The sequence below is a fragment of the Desmonostoc muscorum LEGE 12446 genome (assembly GCF_015207005.2).
GTDB classification, from domain to species: Bacteria; Cyanobacteriota; Cyanobacteriia; order Cyanobacteriales; family Nostocaceae; genus Nostoc; species Nostoc muscorum.
The window spans coordinates 7,623,955-7,644,370 of record NZ_JADEXS020000001.1 but is presented as its reverse complement, the minus strand read 5'-3'; the positions used below and the strand labels follow the sequence as shown (position 1 = coordinate 7,644,370).

11 protein-coding genes and 1 pseudogene are annotated in these 20,416 nt (G+C 40.3%); 6 read left to right on the top strand and 6 right to left on the bottom strand.

Annotated elements, in window-relative coordinates:
* Positions 1-192: 192 nt before the first annotated feature.
* Positions 193-366: pseudogene (locus IQ276_RS41100) on the top strand (element excision factor XisI family protein); the annotation flags it as partial.
* Positions 367-382: 16 nt separating this feature from the next.
* On the opposite strand, the gene IQ276_RS31430 reads toward IQ276_RS41100, so the two are convergent.
* From IQ276_RS31430 to IQ276_RS31420, 3 genes are all read right to left on the bottom strand, one after another.
* Positions 383-1,744 carry a hybrid sensor histidine kinase/response regulator gene (locus IQ276_RS31430; protein ID WP_235116136.1) on the bottom strand — a complete coding sequence of 454 codons (1,362 nt, stop codon included), beginning with the start codon at positions 1,742-1,744 and terminating at the stop codon, positions 383-385.
* Positions 1,745-2,459: 715 nt separating this feature from the next.
* Positions 2,460-4,295 carry a two-component system response regulator gene (locus tag IQ276_RS31425; RefSeq protein WP_193922081.1) on the bottom strand — a complete coding sequence of 612 codons (1,836 nt, stop codon included), beginning with the start codon at positions 4,293-4,295 and terminating at the stop codon, positions 2,460-2,462.
* A complete protein-coding gene (locus IQ276_RS31420) occupies positions 4,292-7,927 on the bottom strand; it encodes an ATP-binding protein (RefSeq protein ID WP_235116135.1) in 3,636 nt (1,211 codons plus the stop codon). The genes IQ276_RS31425 and IQ276_RS31420 overlap by 4 nt, the downstream gene beginning before the upstream one ends.
* A gap of 561 nt (positions 7,928-8,488) precedes the next feature.
* Between IQ276_RS31420 and IQ276_RS31415 the strand changes: the two genes are divergently transcribed.
* Positions 8,489-8,734: an HNH endonuclease gene (locus tag IQ276_RS31415; RefSeq protein WP_193917411.1), complete on the top strand. Its 246-nt coding sequence runs from the start codon at positions 8,489-8,491 to the stop codon at positions 8,732-8,734.
* A 162-nt stretch (positions 8,735-8,896) separates the two neighbouring features.
* On the opposite strand, the gene IQ276_RS31410 is transcribed toward IQ276_RS31415, so the two are convergent.
* Positions 8,897-11,593, bottom strand: a complete 2,697-nt coding sequence (locus IQ276_RS31410) for a DUF3536 domain-containing protein (protein ID WP_193917409.1) — start codon at positions 11,591-11,593, stop codon at positions 8,897-8,899.
* Positions 11,594-12,146: 553 nt separating this feature from the next.
* On the opposite strand from IQ276_RS31410, the gene cax reads away from it, so the two are divergent.
* A complete protein-coding gene (gene cax, locus IQ276_RS31405) occupies positions 12,147-13,268 on the top strand; it encodes a calcium/proton exchanger (protein ID WP_309245622.1) in 1,122 nt (373 codons plus the stop codon).
* A 362-nt stretch (positions 13,269-13,630) separates the two neighbouring features.
* The gene (locus IQ276_RS31400; RefSeq protein ID WP_193917406.1) at positions 13,631-14,824 is read left to right on the top strand and encodes a LeuA family protein; all 1,194 of its coding nucleotides are present in this window, start codon (positions 13,631-13,633) and stop codon (positions 14,822-14,824) included.
* Between the two features lie 805 nt (positions 14,825-15,629).
* Here the strand turns inward: IQ276_RS31400 and ruvC are convergent.
* Positions 15,630-16,121, bottom strand: a complete 492-nt coding sequence (gene ruvC, locus IQ276_RS31395; protein WP_193917404.1) for a crossover junction endodeoxyribonuclease RuvC — start codon at positions 16,119-16,121, stop codon at positions 15,630-15,632.
* Positions 16,122-16,298: 177 nt separating this feature from the next.
* Here ruvC and IQ276_RS31390 point away from each other — a divergent pair, with 177 nt between their 5' ends.
* Entirely contained in the window at positions 16,299-17,669 is a 1,371-nt protein-coding gene (locus IQ276_RS31390) for a gluconeogenesis factor YvcK family protein (RefSeq protein WP_193917402.1), read from the top strand.
* Between the two features lie 81 nt (positions 17,670-17,750).
* Positions 17,751-18,251: a tRNA (adenosine(37)-N6)-threonylcarbamoyltransferase complex ATPase subunit type 1 TsaE gene (tsaE, locus tag IQ276_RS31385; RefSeq protein WP_193917400.1), complete on the top strand. Its 501-nt coding sequence runs from the start codon at positions 17,751-17,753 to the stop codon at positions 18,249-18,251.
* A gap of 862 nt (positions 18,252-19,113) precedes the next feature.
* Here tsaE and IQ276_RS31380 read toward each other — a convergent pair.
* The gene (locus IQ276_RS31380; RefSeq protein ID WP_193924399.1) at positions 19,114-20,292 is read right to left on the bottom strand and encodes a patatin-like phospholipase family protein; all 1,179 of its coding nucleotides are present in this window, start codon (positions 20,290-20,292) and stop codon (positions 19,114-19,116) included.
* Between the last annotated feature and the right edge of the window lie 124 nt (positions 20,293-20,416).

Genomic DNA, 20,416 nt, shown 5'->3' with positions numbered 1-20,416 from the left:
ACTTACCCCTCTTCTGTCACTTTCCGGGAGGGCGATCGCTAGAAGCCTCATGAGGCAATCAATACAAGCTATACTATTAGAAAAAAATCTGTCTTGTATTTGTTATTAGAAAATAATCGCTCGATCGCAGGCTATACAAAAGCTCTAGAATTCAGAAATGGCAAAAGTTTTGGGAGAGTGACAGAAGAGGGGTATGGCTGTGTTTTGCATCTAGATATTAAAAACGAAAAAATTTGGATTCAGCATGATGGTACTGAAGGAGGCATTGCTGATGAGCTTACCAATCGAGGTGTACCTAAACAAGATATTGTATTAGCTTTTCATTCTCCCTTCAAACGACAATTTACCGAGTTCGCTGTTGGCTAATCATTTTAGAGTAGAATTAATGCTCAGATTGTTCGATGGGAATTTCGATCGCAAATTCTGCTCCTTTTCCAACAGAGGAGGTGCAGGTAATCTCTCCTCGGTGTTTTTGGACAATAATTTGATAGCTAATTGACAATCCTAAGCCACTACCCTTGCCCACAGGTTTTGTGGTAAAAAACGGGTCAAATAAACGCGATCGCAATGACTCTTGTATACCAACGCCATTATCAGCGATCGCAATTTTGACCATATTAGAGTTTGTCACCTCTGTGTAAATCTGAATCTGGGGCATGAGGCATGGATCATTACTCTTGTCCCCTTGTTCCCTTGTTCCCTTGTCCTCTTGTCCTCTTATCCCCTCATCTCCCCATTGCCCACTCCCCACTCCCTTTTCTAAAGCATCAATGGCATTATTCAATAGATGCATAAATACCTGATTCAGTTCACTTGCATAACAGGTTACTAGAGGCAAGTTCCCATAATTTTTAACTATAATAATTGCTGGGCGATTTAGTGTTTCCTTGAGTCGATGCTGTAACATCACTAAAGTATTTTCGATGCCTTCATGGATATTTACCCGCTTCATCTGGGATTCATCGTGTCGAGAAAAATTTTGTAATGCCAGTACTATTTTCCGAATACGATTAGAGCCTCTATACATTGCACCTATGAGATTTTGCAAATCTTTAATCACAAAATTCAGGTCTATATCTTCAGCTATTTGCTCAACTTTTGGACTGGGTTTTGGATATTCTTGCTGATAAACTTCAATAATATTTACTAAGTCTTGCACATATTGACCAGCATATTGGAGATTTCCATAAATAAAACTGATTGGGTTATTAATTTCATGAGCAATTCCCGCTACTAACTGCCCCAAGGCTACCATTTTTTCGTTTTGAATTTGTTGAACTTGAGCGGCTTTCAAATTATCAAGAGCTTCTTGGAGTAAAAAGTTTTTTTCTTGCAGTTTAACTTGGAGCAAACGTAAATTAATCTGATTTTCAATCCGCAACACAACTTCTGCTCCATGAAAAGGTTTGGCAATATAATCTACACCGCCAACATCAAAGGCTTTTGCCTTATCTACAACATCATCAAGGGCGCTAATAAAAATCACTGGAATTTCGCAAGTTTTATCGTCAGCTTTGAGCTGTTGACAAACTTGATAGCCATCCATACCTGGCATATTGATATCCAACAAAATCACATCTGGCAAAACCATTTGACACGCAGTCAGCGCCATTTTGCCATTTAAGGCTTTGCGAACTTCAAAACCTTGTGCAGTCAACATTGCCGACAAAAGCCGCAAATTATCTGGGGTATCATCTACCACCAAAATATTTTTTTTATGATGGTTAGTTTGATTTAAATGCATTCTCAAAAACTATGTTTATAAGGATTAAGGCAAAAATTCAGCACCCATAATTCATAAGTCAGAATATAAAAGTAATCTACTATGATTGGTATATTGATTCATCAGACTTTATCCCGATTCTTTAATTATTCTGATTATCCGCGGGCCTATTGTCTCGCTCTTAAGTTTCGAGCGTCGGCTTTTGGCGTATCGAACTTCTCTGTTGAATTGTGACTGCTGAATTCCTACGGTTTGAGGATAGTAAATGCTGATTTGAAATCACCCTGAAAATTTGGCTCAATTTCGCCGAAATAGTTATATTTATAGTTTAACTCCCACAGTGCTTGGAGAGTTTTACAGACGATTAAAAGTATTGGCTAGTTAGGAGCTTTGCGAAGCTAAAAGCCCGATTATATAGGACTCTTATCTGATGAAAAAACTCATCCTCAACTCGAAAAAGCTGATTTTCTACTTCCTAACTTTTGTATAAGCGCGATTAATTGCGCCTATACACACTCTCTACGTAAATAAGTTCAAAAATCAAAGCCAATTACCATAGCACTAAGCTAATAATCATTGAAATTGCATCAGAGCGTCTCCCCTTCTGTGCGTAAGAGCGTCTTTCTAAGGCTAAGGATTATGCAACTTAAAGGCAGATTAGCTTATAGTGGATACCATCCACACATTAGCTAATCGGGCGTCAATCATGAAGTTTTTCTCAGGTGGTATTTGATGGCTACCATCGAGGCACTAAGGCAAGTAACTTCAGAACTAATTGTTCTTCTATGGGTTTAGAGAACAGATATCCTTGAGCAAAATCACAGTTTAAATTTCTCAGTTGGGCTAACTGTTCTTCTGTTTCAACACCTTCAGCGATCGCACTCATTCCCATCGAGTTGGCAATACCAATCATTGCTGGCACTAACCCCATATTTTCTTGGTTTTCCTGCATACGTTTGACAAAAGATTTGTCAATTTTCAGTGCATCCAAAGGAAAGCTGTGGAGATAACTTAAAGAGGAATATCCTGTACCAAAATCATCCATAATCAATTTAATTTTTCGCTGTTTTAATTGTTCAAGTATGATTTTAATTGCATTAGTATTTTCCATAATTACACTTTCTGTAATTTCTAGTTGTAAATATTCGGAATTTATTTTATTTTCAGAAATTATTCGGTCAATTTGATCTACCAAATTTGGCTGTGAAAATAATCTGGCACTCAAATTTACACTAATAGTTAAGGGTTCTGGTGTTACTGGATGATGTTGCCAGATGCTGAGTTGATGGCAAGCTGACTGTAATACCCAGGTATTGATGGCACCAATCAAACCTGTTTCTTCTGCTACAGGAATAAATTCTATCGGAGAAACCAAACCACGAATCGGATGACGCCAGCGCACCAAGGCTTCAAATCCAGAAATTCTCCCTGTAGTTAGGCAAACAATTGGCTGATAGTAAACGAGGAATTCTTGCCTTTCAACAGCCCTCCGCAAGTCATTTTCCAATTCTAAAAGCTGAATCGCTTCCTGATGCATTGCTGGATCAAAAACGTGATATTTTGCTCTTCCTTGAGCCTTGGCACGATACATTGCCGTATCAGCATCCCGCAGCAAATACTCTGGGCGATCGTAATCTTTATTGCCCCAACTAATACCAATACTGGCATTCATAAACACTTCATATCTTGAGAGTTTAAAAGCTAGCGATAGTTGTTGTAAAATGCGTTCGGCAACTTGGATAGCGATATTGATATCTGTAAGATTTTCTAGAAGAATGCCAAATTCGTCACCGCCTAATCGTGCTAAAGTATCAATAGGTATCAGGCATGTTTGCAGGCGGCGGGCAATGGCTATGAGCAATTCATCTCCTACTAAATGACCAAGAGAATCATTGATCACTTTGAAGCGATCGCAGTCTAAAAAAATTACAGCAAACTGATAATTAGGTTCTTGTTTAGCACGATTGAGAGCATTTTTGAGTTGCCTGATAAACAAAACTCGATTTGGTAATCCAGTCAGGGAATCATGCAGTGCTATATCTAGGATTTGACTTTGTAATTTTTGGCGAGAAATGATTTCATCGTGGAGTTTTTGCAGAGCATTTTCTAGCTCCCAAGTACGCTGTTTTACCCGATGTTCCAGTTCGATATTTAGTTTCAATATTTCCAATCGGGCTGATCTCAATGCCAGTTGATTTTGCACCCGCACTAAAACTTCTTGAAACTCAAAAGGTTTGGTGATGTAGTCTGCACCACCTACCCTAAAGGCTTTAACTTTGTCAAAAACATCATCTAAAGCACTAATAAAAATGACTGGAATATCAGCTGTTAACTCCCAAGCTTTAAAGGTTTGACAAATTTCATAGCCATCTACTTCTGGCATCATAATATCGAGCAAAATTAGATCTGGTAATACAGTTTGAGTTGCTGTCAGTGCCATTTGCCAGTTCAAGGCTTTACGAACGTTGTACCCTTCCCTTGTCAATATTGAAGATAAAACCCGCAGGTTATCTGGCATATCGTCAACGATCAAAATATCTTTTTTATAAGAGTCTAAATGCTCGTAATTCATTCTACGTTTGTTCTAGTCAATTCCATGATTTTCTCAAACTGATAGTTATTTGCTAAATCCCTGAAAACTTGGAAAACTTGACTTTTATCTGATGGAATTTCCTTGAGTAACTGTAAAATAAGGTCATCGCTACAGCTGGCTGCGGCATAATATATATGTTGGAGCCACTCAGGGGACATCTGTGACAAATTGCTTAGGAGTTCAGCAACACTAGTAAACATTTGTGTGGGTTGATCGACAACTGCTGTGTTTGTGGTTTGTATTTGGCTGGTATATTTTACACCCAAATGTTCACTCAGTTTTTCTAATAATACTTCCTGGGTGAATGGCTTGCGAATAAAATCATCACAGCCAATGGACAAAGTTCTCTGGCGTTCTTCCTCAAAGGCGCTAGCAGTCAGAGCAATAATAATGGTGCCCTGATGGGAACAGCCTTCGGGTGTTCCAGGGAAGTCGCAACGTGGAGCTAGTGCTACTAGGAAGTTTGAGTCACAAGAAGAGGAATTTGCCGTTGTACAAGACTGACTAGCAGCTAGTGTTGGACTGTGCGAACTGGCTTCACTTGGCACAGGTTCTTCCCTATGCCCCAATTCTTGAGATTTAATAATTCTTGTGGCTTCGTAGCCGTCCATGACAGGCATTCGCATATCCATGAAAATCAAGTGTGGTTGCCAAGATTCCCAATTGGTAACTGCTTCTTTACCATCTGTAGCTTCTCTAACTTCAAAGCCCATAGATGTGAGAATTTTAACTAGTAATAGACGGCTTTCTTTGGAGTCGTCAACCACTAAAATGCGGTATGGTTTTTCAGAGGCAGCTAAAGCGATAATTTGGCGTTTATTTTCGTTTGTCGGCATTTCTCTGGGACAAGCCAGAGCAATCTGGACATCAAAACTAAATGTACTACCAATACCAGGAGTACTGCTGACAGTAATATCTCCCCCCATCAGTTCCACGTATTTGCGGCTAATGGCCAAGCCTAGTCCTGTGCCTTGTTGGGATTTTCTGCCGATTTCGGTTTGCTCAAAAGCCTCAAACAGCAAGTCAATTTCTTCTGGGGCAATACCACAACCAGTGTCTTGTACCTCGAAGATTAGGGATTGGGCGGACGAAGAAGACGCGGTGACGCGGTGACGGGGAGACGCGGTGAAAGAACTCTCCATGTCTCTTGAAGTTCTGTTTGTCGTTCGGGCAGCGTTTCCTAGAGAAGCCATCGCTGGAAGCCGACGCTCAGACTTCTCTCCCTGTCCTCGTGTCTGTGTGTCCCCCAGTCCCCAGTCCCCAGTCCCCAGCTTCACTCGTAAGGTCACTCTGCCAGTTTCAGTAAATTTAATGGAATTTCCCAGAAGGTTTAGTAATATTTGATATAGCTTATTTTCGTCTGTTTCTACATATTGAGGCAGATCTGGGGGATATTCAAATACTAATTCTAAATTTTTCGATGCGGCACGTAAGTGCAACATTTCTTCTAAGTTTTTCAGCAGATGAATTAAGTCAAAGCTGCTCAGATTTAATCTGATTCTACCAGCTTCAATTTTGGACATTTCTAGAATGTCGTTAATTAAATTTAGTAAATGTTCGCCCGCACGATTTATAATTGCTAAGTTTTCCTGATGTTCGCTAGATAATGAATAATCTCGGCTCATGACTTGGGTAAAACCAAGAATGGCGTTGAGGGGGGTACGCAGTTCGTGGCTCATGTTAGCGAGGAATTCGCTTTTAGCGAGGTTGGCGGCGGCGCTTCGTGCTGCTTCTCGAACGGCTACTTGTTTTTCCTGTGCGGCGATTTTTTGCGATTCAATCAGTTCTTCTTGGGTGATTTGCAATTGCTCAATCACTTGCTGAAATTCATCAGTACGTTTTTTGACTTGAGCTTCTAAGATGAGATTGTATTCTGCTAGTAATTTTTCTGCTTGTTTGCGTTGACCGATCTCAAAAAATGTGGCGATCGCAAAAGCCAGATTCCCCGACTCATCATAGATTGGCTTTCCCAAGACTTCAATGGGAATAATCTTGTCATGATGGCGAATTTCCATATCATCAATTCTGGCACTTTCCCCTTGTAATGCTCTTAAAATCGGCAAGCGATCGCTAGGATAAAGTTGATTTGTACCAGCAAGATAAGCTTGATATACCTCTGACAACTTTTCAGTGCTAACTTCTGCTATTGTCCCTTGACCAAGAATTTCGTGGCTAATTTCATTTGTGTAATAAGGGTTACCTTGAGCATCTATAATAAATACACCTACAGGCATGGCTTCTAAAAATTGAGTCAGCCGACTTTGACTTTCAGATAGCGCCTCATTTAAAACTTGCATCTCGGCATTCTTTCCTTCCAACACACTAAAGGATGCTTCGAGTTGCTTAGCCATAATTTCAAATGACTTAGCTAGTTCTCCCAACTCATCAGAGCGCTGAATTTCTGGTGTTTGCTCCCATTCACCTTTAGCAATTTTCTTAGCTGATGCATTTAATTGTAAAATCGGCTTAATTACCCAGCGAGCCGTCAAAATCCCAATTTCTGTAGTTACTAAAAAAGCAATTATGCACAGTATGATAGTGGTACGGGTGTTGGCATTAATTTGCTCCATAAATTCGCCTTCTGGGATGACTGCCACAATTAGCCAATCCAAACCAAAATCATCTTTCCAACTTTTTACCTGCACAAAATAATCTATTCCATCGGCGGTAAAGGTTAGCTGTTTTTTCCCCGCAATAAACCCAAGACTACCAAAGCGTTGGATCAACGACTGTGTTGTGAATCTAATTAAAGAGTTTTCACTATCTAATGCTGATAGACGTTTTCCTTTACCATTAATGATGGTATATGGTGGATCGCTAGTAGAAGAAGCTACTATTAATCCAGAACGCTCTAAAATAAAAGTTTTACCCGACTCTTTAATCTTTAAATTGGCTAAAAACTTACCGATTTGTGACAAGAGCAAATCAACACTAATCACCCCAACAAATTTGCGATTTTTATCGTAAACAGGATAGCTGGAAGATATGGATAAAATTTCTGGTTTATCTTCCCATTGATAAATTTGACTCCAAACTGGTTTGCCTACTTTAACTGCATCTGCGTACCAAGCTTCTTGGCGAGGATCGTATTTTTTCACTTCCTGTAAATGGCGGCGATTTCCTTGATTGTCTGTGGTATAAACATAAAGTTTGCCTAGACTATGCTTTTCGGTAACTTCATTAATTAAGAGTTTGCCATTATCTAAACGTTCAACACCGATAAATTCACCTTGGGGATTGGCAAAGCTGTTGTAGCCAACATTGAAAACCTGCATTTGTTTCCAAAAGTATTTTCCGGTGGCTTGAAAGTCAGCAAGGTTGAGCAAATTTAGCTCAATTGCATCTAAATTAATTTGATTGATTTGCTTTGGAGTTGTTAAATAGCTATCAAGATGCTGTTCAATGCGATCGCAAATTTCATTTTCTAATTGAGCAGCAAGCTCTTTTACCGCTTTTTGTGCGTTTTCATAGGAAAGATAGCCCACAAGTCCTACTGCCCCACAAATTTGCAATATAAAGGGCACAATCAGAACATACCTAAGGGGCATCTTGGCATACACTTTGCCAACTAAGTAATTGAGAGATTTGAGGGGCTGAAATTTGGATAACATTGTTTTTTGATTCTTCCCCAGGATTTATTTGGGGGCACTTTTGCCATATTAGCTACATTCCCTACTGGGATAACTACGGTATGCTATAGTTTCAGATTATGACATATGTGATAATTTATAGTATAAATAAACACTGACTTTGAATTGACATACTCGTTTGACTGGCTGAGTTCCTCCAACATCTAAATTTTCCGACTTGATGATTACACCTTTATTTGCTCAGTTTTATCTGGCAATGTATCAACAGTTTTTCTGGAACAGAAATTGAACCGAACAGCTACAGTATGCCATTCTAAAATTCAGGTTGCCATTAGCACCTGATCGGAAATTTAAATTTGAATTGCTGATATCTTAATTTTCCGGTATTAAAACCTTTGAGTTTGTGCAAAATTAAAGATTGTAACTATAACAATCTTTAATTTTTCATGTAAATACACACTAAAAATAAAAAAATCAAGAAAAATTTACTTTGTATTTTGTAATTTTACGAAGTGTTAATTTTGTTGTGGAAATATCTCGATTTTTTTCCTTTGCCATTGAAAAATCCAACATTCTATAATCATGAGTAAAACTCCCCGTATTCCTATTCCACCGGAAGTAAAAAAATATGTCTGGCAACGTGATAAATATCAATGCCGAAGTTGCGGTAAAACCGGTGTAGAAACTAACCTCACTATTGACCATATCATTCCCCTCGCCCGTGGTGGTCAAAATGATATCAGCAATCTACAAACCCTCTGCTTCATCTGCAATCAGCAAAAAACCGACAACATTGATCCCCGGTTTAGACGCCATTTTGATTTATAGTAATTCTCGTGTGAATGCAATACGTTGAAGGGGCGCACAGCTAGCTGTGCGCCCCTACTGTTAAGCTGTTCCAAATCTAGCTTGCATATCTAAATTTCATAAAAGTCTTGTGGGGTGGGCCGAAAAGCCAGGCCTAATTGTGCAATTTAAATGTGCAGCAGCTTATGAAAACTGATTTGAAATCATACTGACATCAACCGCTAACTTTTTGCCCAACTTGAGCAACTGTCGGCACTGATGAGTATCTTCTTCATTGCTAAGGGTGGTCAGACACAAAGGTATGATCTGACTGTGCAGACAACTGAAATATAATTCTTGGGATCGATGTAAAGAAATATCAATATTTAATTGATCCCCGATATCAATCAACCGCTCCAACTGGTGGATCTCTGCATTAAAGCTACCATTGGCATCATGCAACAATTGCCAAAGCGATCGCACAATTAATTGTTCTAATATCTGCTTGGCTTCCGGAATATTCAGCTGACAACGCAGATGTTTTGCTTCCGTGGCGATCGCTTCCAATTCTACTATGTGATTCCAACGCATTTGCGATTCGGTGATATCTTGCTCAAGCGATCGCAATGTCATCATACACCGATGCCCCAAAGCTATCTCTGCCGCTACCTGCAATTCTTGGGGGACTGGTATTTCATCTCGATGAAATGCCATTAGCACACCATAATTATCGCGGTAAGCTTGGGTATAAAGTTGTCCTAATCGTGTCAGTGTTTCCTGACTCAGCAACCGCATAATCCGGTGGCGTTCTTCAGCAAATAGATTTTCCAAGCTGAAAGTTTCTTCGCCAAAGAACTGCGTCATTGCCAAGATAGTATGAGCCGCACTCCCTTGTTGCAGTGCCCCAAACACCTTTTCTTTTAATTGGCTGTAGTCACGCCGCCCAGTAAATTGTTGAATGCAGCAGTGGAAATCCCAACCTCCCAAATGCAGAACAGCAAACACTAAATGCTCACTTTCCCAAGTAATCTCTGATACCAGCTTTAAATTGCCCACAGCCAAAGTTAGCGATCCCATACGTTGGAGTTGGTAATCTAGCTCATTGACGGCGTAGCAATAAACCCGCTTTGTCTGGGTGCCTAGTGTTGAATGCCCAGTACCCAGTGTTGATCCCTGATTTGTAAACAGGGAACTCATGGCATAGTGGGCTGCTACTTGTTTAAAACCAAGTTGGGCAGTGAGTACCTGTTGGCGATAAATTTCGCCACCATGTTTGAACTGATCGACATTACTGGGGGCTAGGCCAAGATGTTTTACGAAGTCTTTTTCCAACTGTACGCCTGCTACTTCCCCTGCCAATTCCAAAGCACGGGAGGCGTAGCGGAGAATCTGCGTCCCCTCTGGACGGGAAATTTCTTCAAAAAACCAGCCACAACTAGTGAACATCAACAAAGCATGACGTTGCATTTCCAACAGGCGGAGGGCGTCTACTTGTTCGGCGGCTGTTAGTTTGTGGGTTTGATGGCGCGAGAGGAAACGGTTGACATTGGCGGAGGAGCGATCGCGCATCACTTGAATATATTCATCCCGTGCTTGCCAGGGATCGCGGAATAACAGCCTTCCATATTCCTCATACACCTCAATTAGCTGATCCCGCAGCCAATTGAGAGCATCCCGCAACGGACGACGCCATTTTTGATGCCAAACGCCACCTTCTCCACCGCAACCACAGTCATCCTGCCATCTGTCTACACCGTGGGCACAACTCCAAGCTGTGACTGACTTCAATTCCACTTCCCAAGAGGGAGAATTTAAGCTCAGGTAGTGGGCAAAGTTAGTCACCGTCCAACCCTGCTGGGGAAATTCTGTTGTGAAGGCGTAGGCTAAAGTTTTCTCAGTTCCTTTCTTGTGATGCCCAAAGGTTTCGCCATCTGTAGCCACAGAAATCAACTGTGCTGGACGGTGATCCCCACGCACCGCTGAACCAATACGTCCAGCAAAGCGATTGGAATTATAAACCACATCACTAAAACCCATGTCCCGCGATATCGGACCATCGTAAAAGAAGATATCAATATAGGGTAATCCTTCCCTACTTCCATCCTTGGGGCTATCGGGGATCGTACTTAGAGGTGAAGATGAAGTGTCCAGTGTGGGCTTCAAATAACAACGATAGGGGCGGGTGGGATCAATCTGACTACCGCCGACTTCACACCATTCAGGATTGTGATTCTCTTTAGTGGGGAAAGGACGACAACGCAACGCCTGAGACGGTGCAAGGATAACGAAGCGAATACCTTCAGCAACTAAAGCTTCTAGGGTGGGGTAGTCCACACCGGTTTCTGCTAACCATATACCTTCGGGATCGCGTCCAAACCGGGAACGGAAGTCTTCTTTACCCCAGCGAATTTGGGTATATTTGTCGCGTTCATTCGCCAGAGGCATGATGATGTGATTGTATACTTGCGCGATCGCATTTCCATGACCATGCAAACGTTGACTACTTTTGGCATCCGCCTCCAAAATCCGCTGATAAACCTCCATATCGTAGCGTTCTAGCCACGACATCAGCGTTGGGCCAATATTAAAACTAAAATACTCATAATTGTTAACGATCCCCGCCACTTCGCCCCGGTCATTTAGTACTCTGGCAAAGGCATTCGGGCGATAGCATTCCCAATGAATCCGCTCATTCCAGTCATGGAAAGGTGCAGCGCTCGGTTGGCGTTCAATCGCGTCCAGATAAGGATTTTCCCTCGGTGGCTGGTAAAAATGACCATGCACCGTCACATAAACACCATGAGCTGTTCTCAGGGGATCAGTCTCTTTGGTGTTGTGGGAATCTGAATGTAATGTTAACGTTGAGCCAGAGCTAGCTGGCATTTGAGCAGCAGAAGTCATGTATATATATCCAAAACAAAAAACTTGCAGTTGCACCGTTCAATTTTGTGCATAAACGTTTCTACAATAGCTTGAACACAAAATCCGGTATAAACAACAACTATCAAATACAACCAAATTTTTGAGAACGCGGTCTTAGTGTAGTGGGAAATCTGCGTTATCGCACAGCCCTTTCCCTGAAGGCTCAAAGTAATCAGCCATTGAACAACGCCTCAGTTAGGGGTTTTCTGGTTAGCAGCGCCAATCAAAATTTTAATTGTCTTTTAATATATTAAACCCCATTTTTGGTGTAATATTCTGAATCCACTTCATACTTTTGCAACAAAAGATTACGAGAACTTCTTAAATGGCAACATTATTTTACATAACATCCACAGGAGTAAACTGAAAACAGTAAAATCTCTGAATTGGTGTACAGACGGTTGAGAGTATCCTATGGGAGTGATGAGTGGTAGGTGGGAATTCCCCACTTATTGATTCTGAATTCTGAATTCTGAATTCTGTATTCTTCTTCAATTCAACACTCCAAATTTAAAATTTAGGACTACCCGCTGTGAATGATACCGTCAACTCAAAGCAACAAATGTCAACTAAAAACATAATTTTTCTTGTTTTATTACTGTTTATCCCAGTTTCTCTAGCAGCCCACTTTCTGGAGTGGGGAGAATTGATCGTTTTCATTACAGCTGGATTAGCGATTTTGCCTTTAGCAGCCTGGATGGGAGCAGCCACAGAAGAAATTGCTGTAGTAGTGGGACCGTCATTAGGCGGCTTATTAAACGCCACCTTTGGTAATGCTACAGAATTAATCATCGCCCTAGTAGCGTTGAAGGCTGGTTTGATAGATGTAGTCAAAGCCAGTATCACGGGATCAATTATCGGTAACCTACTGCTGGTGATGGGTCTTTCCATGCTTTTGGGAGGACTGCGCTACAAAGAACAAACATTTCAGCCAATTGTGGCGCGGGTGAATGCTGCTTCGATGAATTTGGCTGTGATTGCCATTTTGTTGCCCACAGCTATGAACTACACTGCAAAAGGAGTTACCGAACAAACGCTGCAATACCTTTCTGTTGCCGTTGCGGTAGTATTAATCCTGGTTTACGCCTTAACGCTGCTGTTTTCCATGAAAACTCACTCTTATTTATATGATGTGGGCGTGGCAGAAACAGAAGAAGAGGAAGTTTCCCATAGCAAACCCAATATTTTGTTGTGGGTTGGTGTGCTGCTAGTATGCACTTTGTTGGTGGCAGTCGAGTCAGAAATGCTGGTTGATTCTCTCGAAGTGGCTACATCCCAGCTAGGGTTGACATCATTGTTTACAGGGGTGATTTTAGTTCCCATCATTGGTAACGCTGCTGAACACGCCACAGCAGTCACCGTAGCAATGAAAGATAAAATGGATCTCTCCCTTTCCGTGGCTGTGGGGTCGAGTATGCAAATTGCCCTATTTGTCGCGCCTGTGTTGGTAATAGCAGGATTGGTGCTTGGTCAGCCGATGGATTTGGATTTCAAACCCTTTGAATTAGTGGCTGTGGTTGTGTCTGTGTTGATTGCAAATACCATTAGTTCTGATGGTAGGTCTAATTGGCTGGAAGGCACTTTATTATTAGCTGCCTATACAGTGTTGGGATTTGCCTTCTACTTTCATCCAGTGATGGATGGTATGGGTTAGTACCGCCGTGAAGTCAAAAGTAGAGACGCGATTAATCGCGTCTGTACAAAAGTCAAAAGTATTATACAATGGGCTTTTTTAATGGTTGTTGTATTTCCGCCAAGCTGTACTAGTGAATCAAGAGCGATCGCTCCAAGTTTAACCCAAAGCGATCGCTGTTGATTATGGGTAATTAGTTATCTAATTACTTATTTCCAAAGATATAAAAAATTACTAAAAATTATCTTCTCAAATTTTTTCCAGTAAATTGTATCCTTGATCACATTTTTTCTATTAAATTGATGCACTGTGGTATTCAAGGCTTAGTATAATCAACCACAGAGAAAATTTAGTGAAAATTTGTTCCTAAATTTATAGAAGAAATGATTCAAATTCTGGATTCTACTTTGAGAGAAGGCGAACAAACTCCAGGAGTTTATTTTCCTCCTGAGATTAAGTTGGCGATCGCTCAGTTTTTAGATCGCATAGGAATTGATATTATTGAAGCTGGTAATCCCGCAGTAGATAGGGAAATTGCCTTAGCCATCACCCGTATTGCCAACGCTGGTCTTAAGGCCAAAATAGGCGCTCATTCACTGTGTAGAAAAGATGATGTGAAAAAAGCGCTAGAGTGTGGTATAGACTTTTTAGGTATCTTTTTTAGTGTTTCCGAGAAACGATTGCAACAGGACTATGATATTGGTCTAGAACAAGCGATAGAAAAAATTGTTGAAGTTATAACTTATGCCAGAGAGCAGCAAGAAAACTTATTAATTCGTTATACCCCAGAAGATACAGTGCGATCGCCAATGGAAAATGTGATTGCAGCGGCGATCGCAGCAGTAGAAGCAGGAGCTAACATAATTAGCATAGCTGATACAACTGGATACACAACACCATTTGTTCAAAATCGCAGTATTTCTCATTATGTGAAAACCCTCAAAGAAGAACTTGCAAAACAGCAATTATATCCACAAATAGAAATTCATTGTCACAACGATCGAGGTTTAGCCTTAGCAAATGTGCTTGATGCTTACAACGCAGGAGTGCATATTATTGATGCAAGTGTCATGGGACTGGGGGAACGATCTGGCATTGTTGATTTAGCAGAATTACTCATAAATTTAACAGACATAGTTGAGGACAAATCATCTTGGGATTTGAGCCAATTGAAAGAATTATATGATTTTGTAAGTGAGCATTCACACATATCTATTTCTCCTCATCACCCCTTAGTTGGAAAAAATGCCTTTACTCACTATGCAGGTGTTCATGTGAATGCTGTAGCAAAAGATGAAAGACTTTATCAAAGTTTAAACCCCGAAGTTTTGGGAATTAAAAGTAGCTTAGCACTAGGGATGCAATCAGGATACATTGCTGTGAAACTGGCTCTCAAACAGATTGGTAGAGAAGAACTCATTGAAAACCAAGATTTAGTAATTAAGATTTTTCAAGAAATAAAACAAATTGCTAAAAGAGGAACTCAAATTGATATTGAGAATGAATTGCCAGCAATTGTAGAATGTTGCATAGTTAAGCAGATAATTACTACTGGGATTTGTTCAGTTTCTATTTAAACGAATGTAGGGTAGTGCATATTTTAAGTTAGTCAAGTACAATCTCTAGGTCTCAAAGTGAGGCAGAGAGCCGATTTTAATTCTGTTAGCGCAGCGGGGCGTAGCCCATTCTTCCCGGAGGCGGAGCGTTTCCGGCTCCGCTCCTGAATTCTGAATTCTGCTGTATTTGAGCATCGGCTTAGTTTATGCAGTCGTAATTTTTAATTGTCAAGTATATTTGCGGATTACTTTATCAAAATGGCTAATTACTTTATCAAAATGCCTGATTGCTCTCACAAAACACTTAAATGCTTTCACAAAATGGCATTTGACTTACTCAAAATGCCATTTGACTTTCTCATTTTGGTGTTTTCCGCAAGTAAAATCAGCTTTGACTTTCTCAAACCCCAGTTTGCTTTCTCATTTTGGTGTTTTCCGCAAGTAAAATCAGCTTTGACTTTCTCAAACCCCAGTTTGCTTTCTCATTTTGGTGTTTTCCGCAAAGGGTAGTAGCGCGTCTAGCGTAAAATATTGGGTTCAAAAAATCAGAGAATTCACAATTAAATCATTTATTATAAATACTCAACCTAAGCTACTATTCTGGGAACAAGCTAAATATATCTGCATATTCTGTAATCTTGCTAGCGATCGCTAAACCATTTTTGCAGTTTTGATATCACATATAAGTAAATCGGTGCAATAAAACCAAACTGTGTAAACAAAAGTAAATAAGGCTCAAACTCTTTCTCCCCCTGCTCCCAGCAAGAACTGCCCCCTGCGTTACCCCAACAATAATTACTTACGCCGACCTACTTACAGCAGGCAATTAAAGCTGATAAGATGCCGTCAAAGCCACCGCCAAAGCATCAGCAGCATCATCTGGCTTGGGAATCTCATCTAAATCTAACTCCCGCGCTACCGCTTCTTGTACCTCAGACTTATCGGCATTGCCATACCCCGTTAAAGCTTGTTTAATTTGAGCAGGAGTAAATTCTACATAGGGAAGCCGACGCTGCCCTAACACTAACATGATTACGCCCCGCGCCTGTGCAACTAGGATAGTACTTGACATACGATAGAAGAACAGTTTCTCGATCGCCACTAAATCCGGTTGAAATTCCTCCATTACGGTGTGTAAATCATCAAATAAGGTGCATAGGCGCTGTCCCATTTCCACATCCGCTGACGTTTTGATTACCCCAAAATCCAGCATATTTACTGTAGTCTGTTGCATTTTGCCGGGAATTTGTGTGCAGGTAATTGCCCCAAATCCTAAAATTGCCAGTCCTGGATCTAATCCTAAAATTCGTTTTTCCATTAAATTCACTTTTACCAAGGCAAGGTATTGTTTAACTGGGAATACTGGCAATCTTGACGACTTGCTTTTAGTCTAATGGGATTGAAAAATATAATAATTTCACCCGTGATGTTTGAAACCAAGTGGTGTAGATTTTCTGTTAATTATTGTTTGTAGCACTGCTGTGAATCATCAAGTATGTCAATTGGTTTTCTCAGACAAGCCCTCAACGCCCTGCGAAAGCAGTCGCCCTCTCGTACTTCCTATCGGGTTAACCAGTGGTTCAAATGGTTATCGCCTGGATTATCGATAAAACGCTGGCTGTTAATCAGTATTGGGGGTGTACTGCTAGCAATTTTGGGGTTAGCTATTTGGGTTAAGCTAACCCCAATTTTTTTGATAATCGAGTTGCTTAGGAATTTCCTGGGAGTAATCACCGACATCTTACCCAACTATATCAGTGGACCTTTGGTGCTGCTTGGCGGCTTGCTGTTGCTGCTTTGGGGACAAACTCGCACCGTAGGCTCAATTACTAGGGTATTAAGATCGGAAGGTGAAGAGGAACTCATTGATGTTTTGCTGGCACATCGTCGATTATACCGAGGACCAAAAATAGTAGTCATTGGCGGTGGTACGGGGCTTTCTACCTTGTTGAGGGGATTAAAAACTTACAGCGCTAATATTACTGCCATTGTGACTGTAGCCGATGATGGTGGATCTTCTGGGCGATTGCGCCAGGAATTTGGCGTCCTACCCCCAGGGGATATCCGCAATTGTTTAGCAGCCCTAGCAGATGAAGAAAAGTTATTAACAGAATTATTTCAATACCGCTTTCGTGCTGGAGATGGCTTAACAGGTCATAGTTTTGGCAATTTGTTTTTAACGGCGATGAGTGATATTACCGGAGATTTGGAACGCGGAGTTGCAGCGAGTTCCAAGGTGCTAGCTGTGCGGGGACAAGTACTACCAGCAACTCTGAGTGATGTTCGCCTTTGGGCAGAATTAGCCGATGGTCGCCGCATTGAAGGAGAGTCTAGCATTCCCAAAGCTGGCGGAAAAATTGTCAAAATTGGCTGTCTTCCAGCAAATCCCCCAGCCATACCAGCAGCTATTAAGGCACTTAAAGAAGCAGATTACATTATTATTGGCCCCGGTAGCCTTTATACCAGCCTAATTCCTAATTTATTGGTACCAGAAATTGCCGATGCGATCGCCAAAACAAATGTTCCCCGTATCTATATCTGCAATATAATGACTCAACCAGGAGAAACTGAAGGATATACTGTTGCCGATCATATCCGTGCAATTGATGATGCTTGTGGACAAAGACGACTATTTGATGCTGTACTAGTACACAAAAAATCCCCCTCCGAGCAATCACTCATCCGCTACGCCCAACAAAATTCCCATCCCGTTTTCTTAGATAGAGAAGCTGTAATTGAACTGGGACGGCGAATTGTGCCAGCTAATGTTTTATATGAAGATGAGACAGGTATTATACGTCACAATCCGCAGAAACTAGCACGGCTCTTATTGCGGTGGTACGGTAGAGCTAATCATGGAAAATAGTCATTGCGTATGGGCATTGGTTATTGGTCTAAATAAATGATCAATGACTAATGACCAAAGACAAATGACAAATGACAAATTATGAAAATTTTTCTTCCAGATACAGAAGCAACGCTACGTTTAGGTATTACTCTTGGTGAGTGCCTAACCCCTGGCAATGTAATTTTACTAGAAGGTGATTTAGGCGCTGGCAAAACTACCCTAGTTCAAGGCATTGGCAAAGGTTTGGGAATTACTGAACCCATTGTCAGTCCCACTTTCACCTTGATTAATGAGTACACTGAAGGACGCCTCCCCCTTTACCACTTAGATTTATATCGCCTAGAACCACAAGAAGTTCCAAGCCTGAATTTAGAAAGTTACTGGGAAGGTGTTGAGGTTACGCCAGGAATTGTGGCCATTGAATGGGCAGAACAAATGCCCTACAAGCCAGATAGTTATCTGAGTATCAGTTTGACATATAAATACGAAGGCGATGTCTACGACGGGCTACCCCTACGCCAAGCCGAAATCATACCATTCAATTGTGCTATTGACAAAATCCTTGCTGCCATTTATGGCAGAATTCAGAATTCACTATGAATAGGAGTTCTACACTCGTTCTATCTGCCACTACCACGCTCACCACTGTAAATCACTAACATTGTTATCTCAACCAAAAATAAACTAGAGAATTATTGAACAGCAGATATACGGTTCAGTTAAAACTAAGAACACGAGACACAAGCAGGTTAAATTACAATACATTTCGGTTAGTCTTTTGAATCCGAATAGTATTGAACCTACAGTGATTCTTGCCTGAACAGTATTGATAAATTCCGAATTAATATCTACTAGCTTTCGTGCTGAAAAATCAGTTAAAAACCTAATTTTGGCGGGTTATGAGTCAAGCAAATGTAAACTGTTGTTGGGTTAAATGAGAGATTTGACAGAACTTAGTCAGCTTGGCTTAACCAGATTAGTTCTCTACTGTCATTCTGAGAACTAATCTAAATTATTTAGCAGCTAAAGCTAGTACAGAAAAGTTAAACAACAATCAATTTTTATATAAGTCGTTTAACTTGTTCTAATACTTAGTATTCCCAAGTTAAGTTCACAATCTATACATAAAAATAAACTAGTTTAGATTTTTTTAAGATTATTTTTTGTAATTTGAATTATCAATAAATTGTGTTATTTACATCTGTAAATAGCACTACATTCAAAAATAAATAAGTAATTGTTATCGTATTTCTACATAAAATAGCGTAGAAATACGATAAATTTTAGAATAACTATAGGAATCCGATTTGATTTCTGAGTCACTCGTAGAGGTAAGGGATTGGGGACTGGGGACTGGGGACTGGGGACTGGGGACTGGGAAGAAGGAATAAAGGTGTACCTAGCTTCCCAAAAATCAAATATGAGTCCTATAGCTTGACATTAATATGCTTACGTGGATGCACTAGTTATCTTTAATGAAAGAGGCGATCGCCTTTTTCACCTGTGGACCGTTTCCATCTCTGGTATAGTAGCTACACCCTTTGTCAATGAAGGCAGATGCAGTATATATTAACTGCTCAATAATATCTTTGTTAGTGTTATCTATTTCTTCATTAACATTTTCATGGGTAAACTGATTTTTTCGCTCCTCTCGCTGCAATACAATGCGACTATCTTTATAAGTCTCATTTGGCTTTGCCTTAAATCTCTCGTTTAAGTCAAATTGAAGACGTAAGTAACGTTTAGAATTGTATCCACCCATAATTTGACGGCAAATTGTACTACCAATTTCAGATGTCGGCTCCATAAAAATATCAGTCAGATGTTGTGCCCAATCTAAACCTCTCCATTTTTTTACTTGTTCATATTGATATGGTTCGCCAGTTTGACCTGTACCAATGGAAAGCATGGAGATATCTTCCAGCCGCAAATTATCAAGTTTATATTGTTGCTTAATTGTTTGAGAAACTGAATCAGATTGACTTACTCTTAAAACTAGACTCAGTGCCGCTAGAGATGGGTTATTAGCACCAACTCCCCCATCAATATGTGGGAATGCCCAATCCCCAAATTTATCTTTATCAACACATTCTAATTGATAGGGTGGAAAAAAAGTGGGAGCTGAGGCAGAAGCGGTACATATCTCCCATAAATAACAGTCATCATACCATCTGTCTCCTAGATCGGGATGACAATTCGTAAAAAAGGTTGTGTTGCGATAAAGTGTATCATAAGCAAGAATCAAAAGAATTGGGTTTTGAATATCTTTTATTTTTTTGTTTTTATATGCATCTTTGAGAACATTAATAATGCCATCATGAGAATATTTAGATGTTGAAAATACATCAAAAATGACTTTGATGATGGATGGCAAATTTTTGTAGCGGTCTTTTCTATCCTGCGGGAATATATCCTTACCTCTTTCTTGATAAAGTTTAATTAGTTCATAGCTATCTTTGCCTACAGCAATTCCTGCTGTTAATATTGAACCAGTAGAAGTGCCTGCAATCATATCAAAATATTCGTGTAAAAAGTCTGCTTTACCCTGAATTCTAATTTCTTGCTCTACTTGTTGAAGTATACGTGCTGCAATAACTCCACGAATACCACCACCGTCTAAACTAAGAATTTTGAACGACATAGATAGCAATTCTCCTTGATTTTGTAATTCTGAATTCAGAATTCGTAATTAAGTTACTTTTAGAAGTTTGTGATTGTAACCGAGAACTAGTTAAAGTCAAAAGGGTAAAGAAACGGATATTCAC

Excerpts from the sequence above, each read along its gene's own strand:
- IQ276_RS31430 (WP_235116136.1), bottom strand. The coding sequence starts at position 1,744 with ATGCATTTAAATCAAACTAACCATCATAAAAAAAATATTTTGGTGGTA.
- IQ276_RS31425 (WP_193922081.1), bottom strand. The coding sequence starts at position 4,295 with ATGAATTACGAGCATTTAGACTCTTATAAAAAAGATATTTTGATCGTT.
- IQ276_RS31420 (WP_235116135.1), bottom strand. The coding sequence starts at position 7,927 with ATGTTATCCAAATTTCAGCCCCTCAAATCTCTCAATTACTTAGTTGGC.
- IQ276_RS31415 (WP_193917411.1), top strand. The coding sequence starts at position 8,489 with ATGAGTAAAACTCCCCGTATTCCTATTCCACCGGAAGTAAAAAAATAT.
- IQ276_RS31410 (WP_193917409.1), bottom strand. The coding sequence starts at position 11,593 with ATGACTTCTGCTGCTCAAATGCCAGCTAGCTCTGGCTCAACGTTAACA.
- IQ276_RS31400 (WP_193917406.1), top strand. The coding sequence starts at position 13,631 with ATGATTCAAATTCTGGATTCTACTTTGAGAGAAGGCGAACAAACTCCA.
- ruvC (WP_193917404.1), bottom strand. The coding sequence starts at position 16,121 with ATGGAAAAACGAATTTTAGGATTAGATCCAGGACTGGCAATTTTAGGA.
- IQ276_RS31390 (WP_193917402.1), top strand. The coding sequence starts at position 16,299 with ATGTCAATTGGTTTTCTCAGACAAGCCCTCAACGCCCTGCGAAAGCAG.
- tsaE (WP_193917400.1), top strand. The coding sequence starts at position 17,751 with ATGAAAATTTTTCTTCCAGATACAGAAGCAACGCTACGTTTAGGTATT.
- IQ276_RS31380 (WP_193924399.1), bottom strand. The coding sequence starts at position 20,292 with ATGTCGTTCAAAATTCTTAGTTTAGACGGTGGTGGTATTCGTGGAGTT.